This window comes from Amnibacterium flavum (assembly GCF_003097495.1).
In the GTDB taxonomy this organism is placed as follows: domain Bacteria; phylum Actinomycetota; class Actinomycetes; order Actinomycetales; family Microbacteriaceae; genus Naasia; species Naasia flava.
In genome coordinates, this window is the sequence record NZ_QEOP01000005.1 from 1 (window position 1) to 11,960 (window position 11,960).

An 11,960-nucleotide genomic window follows, 5' to 3' on the forward strand; every position below is an offset into this window, starting at 1 on the left:
TGAGGCCATGCGCACCGGGCTGCCCCACGTCTGGTCAGCAGGCGACGGGGTCGTGACCCACCACCGCCTGATGGGTGTCACCTACCTCCCGTTGGGTACCACCGCGCACAAGCAGGGTCGCGTCGCGGGCGAGAACGCGCTCGGCGGCAACGTGCGCTTCGCCGGCTCCGTGGGCACTCAGGTGGTCAAGGTCTTCGACCTGGTCGCATCCCGTACCGGGCTCCGCGATCACGAAGCCCTCGCCCACGGGTTCTCTCCCGAGACGGTGGCCGCGGTGGCGGATGATCACAAGAGGTACTACCCGGGCGCGCAGCCGATCTCTATTCGCATCACCGGCGACACCGGTGACGGGCGGCTACTCGGTGCTCAGCTGGTCGGCCGACTTGGCACCGAGACCGCGAAGCGGGTCGACATCTATGCCACCGCGCTCTATGCAGGGCTGTCGATGGAGCAGGTCAGCGAACTCGATCTGTCCTACACGCCGCCGCTGGGGTCCCCGTGGGATGCGGTGCAGGTCGCTACTCAGCAATGGACTCGCGCCCTGCAGGCTGGAGTGCACGCATGAGCGCCGAATCGGTTCTGTTCATTTGCCAGCACAACGCCGGCCGCTCGCAGCTCGGCGCCGCCCTGCTCGAGCACCTCGCCGGCGACCGATACTCCGTCGACTCGGCCGGGCTATCGCCTGCCGATGAGGTGAACCCTGCCGTTGCCGCCACGGTCGCGGAACTCGGCATGGACATCAGTGGTCGCACGCCCCGAGCTGTCACGGTCGAGGATCTTGAGGATGCCGACGTTGTTGTGCTCATGAAGCCAGGGCTTGAGCTACCGGCGGCTCCGACGGGCAGGGTCCTCGAGTGGTCGTTTCCGAACCCGGAGGCCTGGGATGTGGAGGCCGTCCGCCCGTTGCGCGAAGCGGTCGCCCACAAGATCAGCGACGCATTCCTTACCTGACCTCAGTTGGAGAGGCTGACGAGACCCTCGATCGGGCGACGCCCGATCGTCACGTTCTGCTGAAGCGCCGGCGGGGCGCAGCAGGCGCCGGCACTGGCGGAGGGGTTGTCGAACAAGCCGGAACCGCCACAGACCCCGGTTTCGGGAAGGACGAGTTCGACGCGGCGGGCGGCTTCGTGGTCGCCGGCGAGTTCGGCCACGACGCTGCGAACTTGTTCGTAGCCGGTCATGGCAAGGAAGGTCGGGGCCCGACCGTAGGACTTCGCCCCGACGATGTAGAGCCCGGGCTCGGGGTGGGCAAGGTCGGCCGCGCCGGTGGCGCGGCCGACCCACAGCTGTGCAGATTGGGGTCCACCTCCTGCGCGATCCGTACCGGAGCCTGCAGGGTCGCATCGAGTTCGAGGCGGAGTTCGCTGAGGAACGAGAGGTCGGGGCGGAACCCGGTGAGGGCCACCACCTGGTCGGCTGCCGGCAGTTCGCGGCCGTCTTCGGCGATGAGGACAGCGCCGGCGGGGGTGGAGCGCACTTCTTGCACCCGGAACCCGGTGACCAGGTTGACGGCTCCTGCTTCCACCAGAGCGCGGGCGCGAAGTCCGAGAGCGCCGCGCTCGGGCAGTTCATCGGCGTCTCCGCCGCCGAACGCGTTCGCGGCGTCGCCCCGACGCAGCACCCACGTGATGCGGGTGTCCGGGTGATAGCGGGCGATCCGTGACAGTTCGATGATGGCCGTCAGTGCCGAGTGCCCACTGCCGAGAACGATCGTGTGGGCGCCGGCGAACGGCTCACGGCTGCCGAAGTCCGGAATCCGGTAGGAAACGAATGGGGATGATGTTTCCCCGAGGGCGGGGAGGCCGTCGGCCCCTGCCGGGTTGGGTCGGTTCCAAGTTCCGGACGCGTCGATCACCGCTCGCGCCTCGATGCGGGACTCCGCTCCTTCGGCGTCGACGATGTGCAGCGTGAACGGGGTCGTTCCTCGCTGCTCGTCGACCAGACGATCGCGGCCGCGACGTCCGATGCCGGTAACGGTGGTGCCGTAACGGATCCGACCCGTCAGTGCTTCTGCGAGGGGGGCGAGATAGGCCGAAACCCATTGACGGCCGCGCGGATACCCTGTCGGCTGGGTCCAGCCGGTGGGCTGCAGGAGACGTGCCGCTGCGCCGTCGATGAGTTCGGGCCACTCCGAGAACAGCCGGACGTGACTCCAATCGGTCACTGCGGCTCCCGCGGTGGCGCCCTTCTCGAGCACAAGCGGTTCAATCCCGCGCTCGACGAGGTGAGCGGCGGCGGCCAGTCCTTGCGGACCGGCTCCGATGACGACGACAGGCAGTTCTTCCACAACAACTCCTCATATCGACTACGGTCGATACATTGAGGCTGGTCGACACATCGACGTTTGTCAATGCGAGGAGTGATGATGACTGGTTCAGGAAGTCCCGCTCTGGAACTGAGGGCAGCATGCTGCGCTCCCCCGTCAGGGGAGGCGCTGCAAGCGCCTGCCGCGGAAGAGCTCGCCAAGGTGTTCCGGGCGCTCGGAGATCCCAATCGGGTGCGCCTGCTTTCCCTGATCGCAGCCAGCGACAGCGGTGAGATGTGCATCTGCGACCTCACCGATCCGGTCGGGCTCAGTCAGCCAACGGTGTCTCACCACATGAAGCAACTCGCCGAGGCGGGCCTGGTTTCCCGGGAACAGCGCGGCCGATGGGCTTACTTCAGGGTCATCGACGGCACCCTCATGGCCGCCGCGAAAACTCTCCTGCCGGCATGAGCAGCGTCATTCTCCGAACGATGACCGCGGAGGACTGGCCCGATGTCGAGCGCATCTACTCCGACGGCATCGCGACCGGTCACGCGACCTTCGACCCGTCACCGCCACCCAACTGGGAAGCATTCATCGAGTCAAAGCACCCGGAGCTGCGATTGGTAGCCGTGCTCGACGGCACGATCGCGGGGTGGGCGGCAGCCTCGCCGGTCTCCGCGCGAGCTGCCTATAGAGGAGTGGTCGAGCATTCTATCTACATCTCCCCCGGCGCCCGCGGAAACGGGGTGGGGCGCGCACTCTTGGCGGAACTCATTGCCGCCGCGGAGAGCACCGACATTTGGACGATCCAGTCGAGCATCTTTCCGGAGAACGGGGCCAGCCTCCGCCTTCACGAAAGTCTCGGTTTCCGTCCGGTGGGCACCAGGGAGCGGATCGCCCAGATGACCTACGGCCCGGCCTCCGGACAATGGCGAGACACCATCCTGGTCGAGCGCCGTCGAGCGGAGAACTGAGCGGCATCGAGTGCCGTCTCGTATCCCTTGGGATACGAGACGTCTCATCAGTGGGCGTCGGCTAGCGCGGCCGGATGAGCATTTGCGCGACACCGCGAGTCTCACAACTATGTATCGTATCTGTCGTCCTACTCTGGTGACGCCAAGGTTGGTTACGAGACAGATCGAGGTTGGTAGTGGGGAAGCTCATCGGGTATGCGCGGGTCTCGACCCGAAACCAATCGACCGATCGCCAGGAGGCCGATCTGCTCGCTGCCGGCATTCGCCGAGATGACCTCTATGTCGATCACGGCGTCTCGGGCGCCCGAGCGTCTCGCCCGCAGTTCGACAGAGCACTTGGCGCTCTGCACGAGGGCGACACCATGGTCATCACCACGCTCGACCGGCTCGGCCGGTCAACCCAGAACATGCTCGCCTTCGCCGACGAGCTCCGCAGCCGCGGCGCCGGCCTCCGCGTCCTCAACCTCGGCGGGGGTGACGTTGATACCTCGACTCCTATGGGCTCGATGCTCTTCACCATCATGGCTGCTCTTGCGCAGATGGAGTACGAGATCAAACGGGAGCGGGTCACAGACTCCGTCCGCAAGCGGCGCGAGGCCGGCAAGGACCTCGGCGGCCGCCCCCAGCGCATCACCGACAGTCAGATCCGCAACGCCATCCGACTCGTGGGGAGCGGTGAACCTGCGGCCCAGGTGGCTCGCGATCTCGGGATGTCGCGGGCCTCGTTCTATCGACGCTCACGCATCCTGTCCACCCGGACCAATCCCTGAGTGCGGTTCAGATAGGGACCCCTGAGCGGGATTCCTTCCGGACGGGTCTTACGGGACGACCACTCCCCCACCTCGAGGCCCCACCGCAAAACCGCCACGGGATGGCCCCGGCCGAATCGCATGGGGGGCAAGCAGTGTCCACGCGTAGGCTCACCGTTGTCGGCCCAGACCCCGCTGATGGGCGGGCCTGGCGCAGCGACGCAGGCCCGTTCCCTCTGAGTAGCGGATCCTTCGACTCTGGCGAGAACTCGCGCGCACGTCGCTCCGATCTACCCGACTGCGGCAGTCCCGTATGAGGATCCCCTTACGGACACGCCAAAGGAGGAAGACCAGCCGGTGCCGCCGGTCCTGGGAGTAGCGGACCTCCACGCTATGGATCGGCGACCTCGGCTGTGCGGGACGACGACGAGGCGGATGCTCCGGTGGTCCAGCCGGAGAGTATGGAGGATTCCAAGGGAGCAGGCCGGCCCCGGCAGCGACGGCGTCGCCGGGGAAGTCAGTGCCAGCGAGGGAGTACTGCGAGGCCGGGCGCGAGAGGGTGTGATTGCGGATCGCGGCATCCATCTCGGTGAAGCACTCGGCGATGAGCTTCTCACTGACCCGCCCCCCGATGAGGACGCGAGCTGGGTTGGTGAGGTTGCCGAGTGCGGCACCGAGGTCGTCGATGACTGCGGCCATCACTGCACGGGCGCCAGGGGGCCTCGCTTTGTCGGCCGCGACGAGTGCCGTAAGGGCGTTCCAGCCGGTACCGGAGACGGTTGCACCGGTTTCGGCCCGTCGAGCGCCCGCACCCGTTACCAGAAGTCGCACACGATCTCGACGGCGTGCCCTATCCGCACCGCACGCGACCTCCAGCCCGTCGCACCCCACTCGTGCGCGTGCGCGGTGACCTCCTCGGCAGGTAGGTCGGTCTTTTGGCCGGTGAACGAGTGCTTGCCGGTGCCTCGAAGAACATTCGCAGACCTCATCGATACAACACATCTACGAGCGACCTCAGTACTCTTATTAATGACCTGTGCGGCCCGACATGAGTTCTGTCGTGCGCTTTTTACGCTTTTTTTGAGAGCAACTACGGGCCAGAGCGGAGATACTATGCAACAGCCCGTCTTCATAGCTGCGCCGACGGTGACGGCGAGACTGAGTCGCGAGACCGTCGCCAGCTTGATCGCCAAGTTGATAGCCGGCGGACGCGTCGCTTCAAAGGCGGACGTCGGTCGAGCAACAGGTTTGTCCCGGACCACGATTGATGCCGGAGTGCGTGCGCTCGTCGAGGCGAATGCTGTGCGGGTCTCAGGCCTTCAGCCTTCTCCCGGAAGGGGACGCCCTGCGGAGGTCCTCGTTCTCAACCCTGATTTCGGCCTGATCCTGGTGGCTGACTGCGGCGCAACGGTCAGCCGCTGCGGCGTCTTCGACATCGGTCAGCAACGCCTCGGCGTCCGCGACATCGAGATTCCCATCGGCGTCGGTCCGGACGCCTTCCTCGCCGAGGTGGTCGCTACCTTCGAGGAGATGCTCAGCGAGCTCGGCCTTACCGCGCCCGCACGCACCACGATCATCGGCCTACCCGGTCCTGTGGACTACTGGGGGGGCACGGTGGTGCGACCCCCCATCATGCCGGGGTGGGACGGCTTTCCCATAGTCGCCGGCCTGCGCGACGCTCTGGGGGGTGAGGTGATTCTCGAGAACGATGTGAACCTACGGGCGCTCGGGGAAGCACGCTCCGTTCCCGCTCTTCGCGGTCCGTTGCTCTACGTAAAGGTGGGGTCGGGGATCGGAATGGGGATTGTTGGACCGGATGGGCTACTCGTCAGGGGCGCTGATGGCGCGGCCGGCGACATCGGACACATTCGGGTCGCCGGCTCAGAGGAACCCTGCCTCTGCGGTTCTTCCGGATGTCTCGAAGCGGTGGCTTCCATCCGTGCTGTCGGGCGGGCGCTGGAGGTCGACCATTCAGGCGAAGCAGAGTTGGTCGAAGAAGTCGTCTCCCGGGTGAGACGCCGGGACCCGGCAGCCACCATGATCGTCAAGGAACGAGCCGCGATCATCGGCGAGGCGATCGTCACCACCATTCAACTCCTCAACCCCGAGCGGATAGTGATCGGCGGCCAGCTGGCGGCGGCGAGCGACGATCTCCTTGCCGTCATCCGGTCGATTGTCTACAGTCGGGCGCTTTCCCTAGCGACCCGCAACCTCGTGGTGGCGCGCCCGGCTCTAGGAGCCGATTCCGGCATGGCCGGCGGGCTCGCCGTGGGCATTGAGGCGACCCTGTCACCGGAGGCTCTGGTCGGAAGGCTTCGAAGCGCTCCCTCACTGGCGAAGCAGATCGAAGCCTGACAGCGAGTCAGTTGGCGGACGGCCTGGAGCTAATAACCGGGAAACCAGCGCCTTACGGCGCCCGCCATGTCCCGCACGTGCATCCACGGGTCACCGAGAGCACCCTCCCATTCGATGCTGATCGGGCCGATGAATCCGCTTGCGGAAACGATGCCGAGAGCTCGATCGAGATCGAACATCGGAGTTCCGTCGGAACGGGGGTCGAAGTCCTTCGCGTGCACGAGGTCGGCACGGCCGGCCAGCTCTTCGATGCTGCGGTAGATCGGCTCGACGTCGATCGCTTCAGATTCATCCTGGCCGCCCATCAGACGGGACGTCGAGATCGTGACGAGTGGCTCAAAGTTGCCGAGGTCGAGCAGAATGCCCACGCGGTCGGGACCCACAGCGTCCTGCAGCCCGATGAGGTAGCCGGGATCTGAGCTGGCACCGCCATGATTCTCGATGAGGAGCCGCATCGAGCGGGCGCCCGCCTCGTCGGATAGTCGCCTGAGGGCCTCGGCCACCCCGTCATGATCGTGGGAGGTCGTCCCCGGCCCCGGAGTGCCGGTGTTGACGCGGACGAACTCGGTACCCAACGCTTCGGCGATGCCGAACCAGCGAATGATCCGCTCGACGTCCTCTGCGCGATGAACGGGATTGCCCGTTCCGAGGTCACCGAGGTCGATGGGGACTGTACGCAATGCGACCTCGTGAGTTTCGAGGGCGGCGCGCAGCCGTTCAATAGTCGCAGCATCGGTTCGCTCGAACTGGATCTGACAGAGCTCGATCGCGCTCACGCCGGCCCGGTCCTTCACCAACCCGACAAAGCCCTCGAGCGTGTACTCACTGGGGAACGGCATTGAGAAGGAGAACAGTTCGCCGTTCTCGCCCCGGGGCTCAAAGTGCAGAGGTCCTATCTCACGGAAGAGACTGAAACTCGAGACTGCCAGCTTGCTCACGCGAGTGCTCCTTCGGAGCCGAGCTCCGTGATCGTGATGTTCCGCCAGCGGCATGCGGCTCCTCGACCCCAACGAGCCTCACCCATGATCGGGTCGTTGTCATGAACCTCCAGGGCGATGTGCCCACGCGGTCCGAGCCACTCGAGGACTCCCTCGGGGGAGTAGTGGGGCGAGTCTATGGTCGCAGTATCCAGTTCGGCGATTTTCAGGCCGTTGACCCAAGTTGTGAGGACGGGGCTGGCCCCGACGCATCTGATGCGAATCTCGTTCCAGTCGTTCCATCTCCAGACGTCCAAGAAGTCCTCGGCCTTCGCTGCGTAGGAGAGGCGGGAGATCTTCTCGTCGGTTACTGGATCGAGACTGGTCGCCGGATCGTCAGCTTCGATGCCGATCACGGCGCCGTCGCCGTCCACGACTGATCGGATCGAGAACGGCAGTGCCGAGAAGCTCGCCAGGCCGTTGCCGTAGAAGCCGCCGATTCCTCCGTACTCGCGGTGGTCGAGCAGGACCTGGAAACCCGCCCAATCGTCCGCCCTCCGCCGCAGCAGGATGCCGGTGTCCGCGGGCCAGTCCGGCTTCGCCTCGAGGACGAGCTCGAAGTCGCCGTAGGTCTTCTCACTGACGAGCCAGCCGCCGTATCCGCTGCCGGGAAAGTTCTGCCGCCCGACGATCGCACCATCTTCGACGGTCCAGACCGCGGCATTCTTTTCCGGCTCCCAGACGATCGGTCCCGCGATATCGATCTCCAGCTTGTCCATTCCGATGAGATCGAGGGCATCCATGATGCTGGGGCCGCCGGGATATGCAGCGCCGAACGTGCGAGGCACTGGCCGCCAGCCGCTCAGTGTCTTACCGTCGAAGATCGATACAGAGTTTGGGAGCGATTCCGCCTCGGGGGACATGTGATTCCTTTCAGATGAGTTGCTGGGGCGACCGGGGATGTACCCCATCGCCGCACTGTCCCCGCGGTTCATTCGGGCTGACTCCTGGCGGCGAGCTCGAGGATCGCACACAGAGTGCGAAGGTCGTCAGCGAAACCCGTCAGCGATGCGCCGCCCGAAGGGAAGCGATCGAGCCGCCTCAGATCAGAGCGATGGGCGGTCTCATAGAGGGTCGGCATCGTGGTGGAACCCTCCGAAGAGAAGAAGGTGACGATGGCGGGGGTCGCATCGTCCGAACCGTACACGGTCGCCTCGGCCACCGAGTCGAGGTCATACGCGCGCACGCGATGCTGTTGCCGACTGGTCGCAGACAGGACGCCAAGGGATCGGACCAGGCAATCGATCTTGGAGTTGGACCCTCGCATGGTGACGCTCACACTGCGACGTTCGCGCCGAACCACCTCGACGGACAGATCCGTGAATCGGAGAGCGCGCAGCAGCCGCAGCTGCTCGAGGGTGACCTGGTCGATCCCATGGGCCGCGAGTCCGACGAGGCCTATATAGGGGACGGATACGAGCTGATCGGCTATGGAGTAGAGGGCGGGATCTCCGGCGAAGGGCTCGCTGAGCACCACCTTGGCTTGGGATGATTCGGCGGTCGCGGCGAACGCGAGGACGTCTTCGAGGTCATCTGCGGTCGGGGCGCTGATCACCAGCGTCCTCACTCCGGTATCGAGGAGGTGCCGTCCCGTACGGGCCCATCCTTCGCCGCCCCCCACGAGAATCACCTCGGCGTCTGACGCGGAGGGCGCCGGCGAGAAGCTCAGAGGCAACGACAGGGCGAGCTGCCGGGCGAGCATCTCGCCGCCGTGGACACCCGCCAGAGTCCGCGACTGCGTCATGCCCCAGCCGCCTCTCGCACCTTCGCGGATGCCTGATTCGCGAGGTCGACCGCCAAGTGGAGGTCAGACACGAGCGTTTCCACAGAGGGAGCCCGGACATCGGGATCCGTGAGTATCCGGGCAATCAATCGCCATTCGCCTTCGTATCCGTTTGAGGCGAACGGACCGAAGACCGAGGTCACTCCAGCGCGTTCCACGGTTGCGACGGCGGAGCCTGCATGCACGAAAGACGGAGTGAACGCCAAATGCAGCCGGGTGCTGTCGCCGAAGACCTCCAGCTCCCAGCTCGGATGCCACTGGGCGTTGACTAGACCGATCAGGTCGAGCATGCGTCCTCCCGCTGTGACGGTCAGGGCATATCCGAAGGGGCTGAGCAGCTCTGCTGCAGCGACCTCGACATCGGCCGAGGCCGGCAGGAATGCCCGCACGAGGGGCAGATCGTGAACAGCGAGGCTGAGGACCGCCAGCTCCATGAGGCCTGCCAGCACCTCGGCGTCGATCTCGGCAGGAGGAGCAGCAGGCGGCTTGGGCAGCAGCTCGGTGACGAGGTGCTGGAAGCGCTCGTTGAATGGAAGCACGATGCTCGATCGGACCGTATGCGCTGAGACGGCCAGCTCCGCAACGACGTCCTGGACAGATTGCCATGCCGGATCGTGCACATGCATTGCGCCAACGACCAGCGGCACGCTGAGCCGACGCGCGGTCTCCGCTATCCGATCGGCCTCTTCGAGCGTGGTCGCCAGCGGCTTCTCGCAGAAGACTGCACGCTTGCCCGCTTCCATGGCCGCGATCACCTGGTCCGCGTGGAGGAGGTCGGGGGTGCAGATGGCCACGACATCGATCGAGTCATCCGACAGCACGGCCTCGAACGACGTAGTCGATCGTGCACCGACCCGTCGCGCCACAGCTTCGGCCGACTCCGCTGAGACATCCATCACCGCCGCGACCTCGAAGAGGCCGGGGAGGCGGGCAAGAGTAGGCAGGTGAACGGCCTGGGTGACGGGACCGGCACCGATGATGCCGACCCGGAGTGGCTTTTCTATAATCATTCGCTTGCTCCTGCGCGACGGGAGGTTCGCCTGGCCGGCGGGTGAACCGGGTCGCGTTTCCGGGAACCGCCTTGGTTCTGCGGGAACTGTATCAAGGTGTGATTTAGCCCACTTTGTGTTTTTTCAGGGCATTGAAGTTCGCGATTTTCGTCGTCCAATCCAAATGTCGAAACCATCTTCCATCCTGTGGATCTCGCTGTTACGCTCGCCCCGGCTTCGGGCAGGATCAAGCGTTCTGCGCGATCAGGCCTCCACCACCAACAGACGAGGAAGTCAGCCATGAATGGAACACGGCGAAAGGTGATGATCGCGGCGGTGCTGATCTCAGCCGGCGCGCTCTCCGGATGCTCAGCTAGCCCGAACAGCGCCGAAGGCGAGAAGGTTCTCCGGCTCTCACTGCAGGCGCCCCCAGGCAGCTTCGCGGTCGGATACGACAGCGGAGACGCCATCATCCTCCAGACGGTCTACGACACCCTGCTCGACACAGCTGTCGACGGGTCCATCGTTGAGGGAGTCGCCGACGAATGGTCGTACGACGACACCCTGACCGAACTCAGCTTCCACATCCGACCCGGTCAGTCCTTCACCGATGGCGAAGACCTCGACGCCGCCGCGGTCGCGGCGTCGCTCGAGGCATCTCGGGTTGGACCGTCGACGGCCAGTCGTCTGCTGTCGGTGTCCTCCGTCGAGGCACCGGACGATGAGACCGTCGTCGTGAGGCTCTCAGAACCGGATGGGGCGCTCATCTCCAATCTTGCCGACGTTCCAGGTGCGGTCGGAGCACCCAGCTCGCTGGGCACTGAGAGCGCACAGACCGAGCCGATCGGCTCTGGGCCGTACTCCCTCGATCCGCAGCTCACCACCACCGGCGCCAAGTACGTGCTCGTAAAGAACGATGAGAACTGGAACGCCGACGCGTATCCATTCGATCGCGTCGAGTTCCAGGTGATCGCCGATCAGACAGCGGCGCTCAGCGCAGTCCGAGCGGATCAGCTCGACTTCGCCTACCTTCCCTCGTCCGACCTGCTGACTCAGTTCGACGACCCCCGGTACACGACCGGGACCACTCCCCCATCTTCTCTCTCGGTGCTGTGGCTCGCGGATCGCGGAGGCGAGGTCGTCCCAGCCTTGGGCGATGTGCGGGTACGCCGAGCCATCAATCTCGCGCTGGACCGCGAAGGCATTGCCGCGGCGATCAATCCCGGCTTGTCCGCTCCGACTGCGCAGGTCGTCAACCCGGCGGGTGGGGCGTGGAGTGATGCGCTCAATGAGACGTATCCCTACGACGTCGACGAGGCGAGGGCTCTTCTGACCGAGGCCGGCTATCCCGACGGCTTCGCGGTGACCATGCCGAGCACATTCGCGTCGATCCAGTACGAGCCGATCGTCACGCAGTCACTCGCCGATATCGGGATCACCGTGACGTGGGAGACGGTTCCGTTCCAGGACTTCTACACGAAGGTCTTCACCAAGACGTATGCGATGTTTCTCATGGGGAACCTCTTCCGGTCATCCGATGCCATCGACCTCAATAACTCGACGGTGTCTGTATTCAACCCGTTCGGTACCACGAACCCCGAGTACGAAGCTCTCCTCACCCAAGCCAACGCCTCTCAGGCGGAGGATGCCTTCGAGCCGCTCAACGAATACCTGGTGAACGAGGCCTGGTTCGCCCCGATCACGACCGCGGGTGGCGCCTATGTGGTGTCCAGCAAGATCGCCTTCACCCCACCTAAGGTGCTGAGCTCCTCTATCCAGCCCTGGACACCGGCAGCCAGTTAGCGCGGAGAGGGGCGGCTTGCGTCTGGCGGCGGGCCGCCTCTGCACCCCTTCAGCTTCGCTAATGACCCAGACTCGACAAGGT

At 65.2% G+C, this 11,960-nt stretch carries 11 protein-coding genes and 1 pseudogene; 7 read left to right on the forward strand and 5 right to left on the reverse strand.

What is annotated here, in order from left to right:
• Together DDQ50_RS16020 and DDQ50_RS16025 are read left to right on the forward strand one after the other, a co-directional pair.
• A partial coding sequence (locus tag DDQ50_RS16020; protein WP_476692339.1) for an NAD(P)/FAD-dependent oxidoreductase occupies window positions 1-565 on the forward strand: 565 nt, incomplete at its 5' end.
• Window positions 562-951, forward strand: coding sequence for an arsenate-mycothiol transferase ArsC (locus DDQ50_RS16025; protein WP_116757816.1), 390 nt, complete (start codon window positions 562-564; stop codon window positions 949-951). The genes DDQ50_RS16020 and DDQ50_RS16025, both read left to right, overlap by 4 nt.
• Before the next feature lie 2 nt (window positions 952-953).
• Here DDQ50_RS16025 and DDQ50_RS16030 read toward each other — a convergent pair.
• Window positions 954-2,287 (reverse strand): annotated as a pseudogene (locus tag DDQ50_RS16030) (NAD(P)-binding domain-containing protein).
• A 63-nt stretch (window positions 2,288-2,350) separates the two neighbouring features.
• On the opposite strand from DDQ50_RS16030, the gene DDQ50_RS16035 reads away from it, so the two are divergent.
• The 4 genes from DDQ50_RS16035 to DDQ50_RS17350 all read left to right on the forward strand — a co-directional run bounded on the left by DDQ50_RS16035 (window position 2,351) and on the right by DDQ50_RS17350 (window position 6,326).
• On the forward strand, window positions 2,351-2,716 hold the full coding sequence (locus DDQ50_RS16035; protein WP_205663684.1) for an ArsR/SmtB family transcription factor: 366 nt from the start codon (window positions 2,351-2,353) through the stop codon (window positions 2,714-2,716).
• On the forward strand, window positions 2,713-3,222 hold the full coding sequence (locus tag DDQ50_RS16040; protein WP_116757817.1) for a GNAT family N-acetyltransferase: 510 nt from the start codon (window positions 2,713-2,715) through the stop codon (window positions 3,220-3,222). Before DDQ50_RS16035 ends, DDQ50_RS16040 begins: the two co-directional genes overlap by 4 nt.
• 176 nt (window positions 3,223-3,398) lie before the next feature.
• Complete coding sequence (locus DDQ50_RS16045; RefSeq protein ID WP_116757818.1) at window positions 3,399-3,992, forward strand: recombinase family protein; 594 nt, start codon at window positions 3,399-3,401, stop codon at window positions 3,990-3,992.
• Window positions 3,993-5,084: 1,092 nt separating this feature from the next.
• Window positions 5,085-6,326, forward strand: coding sequence for an ROK family protein (locus DDQ50_RS17350; RefSeq protein ID WP_165829862.1), 1,242 nt, complete (start codon window positions 5,085-5,087; stop codon window positions 6,324-6,326).
• Between the two features lie 29 nt (window positions 6,327-6,355).
• Here the strand turns inward: DDQ50_RS17350 and DDQ50_RS16055 are convergent, their stop codons facing one another.
• The 4 genes from DDQ50_RS16055 to DDQ50_RS16070 form a co-directional block, all read right to left on the reverse strand.
• Window positions 6,356-7,318: a sugar phosphate isomerase/epimerase family protein gene (locus tag DDQ50_RS16055; RefSeq protein WP_116757820.1), complete on the reverse strand. Its 963-nt coding sequence runs from the start codon at window positions 7,316-7,318 to the stop codon at window positions 6,356-6,358.
• Entirely contained in the window at window positions 7,261-8,091 is an 831-nt protein-coding gene (locus DDQ50_RS16060; RefSeq protein WP_240614477.1) for a 3-keto-disaccharide hydrolase, read from the reverse strand. The genes DDQ50_RS16055 and DDQ50_RS16060 overlap by 58 nt, the downstream gene beginning before the upstream one ends.
• 143 nt (window positions 8,092-8,234) lie before the next feature.
• Window positions 8,235-9,047: a hypothetical protein gene (locus DDQ50_RS16065; protein ID WP_116757822.1), complete on the reverse strand. Its 813-nt coding sequence runs from the start codon at window positions 9,045-9,047 to the stop codon at window positions 8,235-8,237.
• Window positions 9,044-10,096 carry a Gfo/Idh/MocA family protein gene (locus tag DDQ50_RS16070; RefSeq protein WP_116757823.1) on the reverse strand — a complete coding sequence of 351 codons (1,053 nt, stop codon included), beginning with the start codon at window positions 10,094-10,096 and terminating at the stop codon, window positions 9,044-9,046. Before DDQ50_RS16070 ends, DDQ50_RS16065 begins: the two co-directional genes overlap by 4 nt.
• A gap of 279 nt (window positions 10,097-10,375) precedes the next feature.
• On the opposite strand from DDQ50_RS16070, the gene DDQ50_RS16075 reads away from it, so the two are divergent.
• Window positions 10,376-11,878, forward strand: a complete 1,503-nt coding sequence (locus DDQ50_RS16075) for an ABC transporter substrate-binding protein (protein ID WP_116757824.1) — start codon at window positions 10,376-10,378, stop codon at window positions 11,876-11,878.
• The last annotated feature ends 82 nt before the right edge of the window (window positions 11,879-11,960 follow it).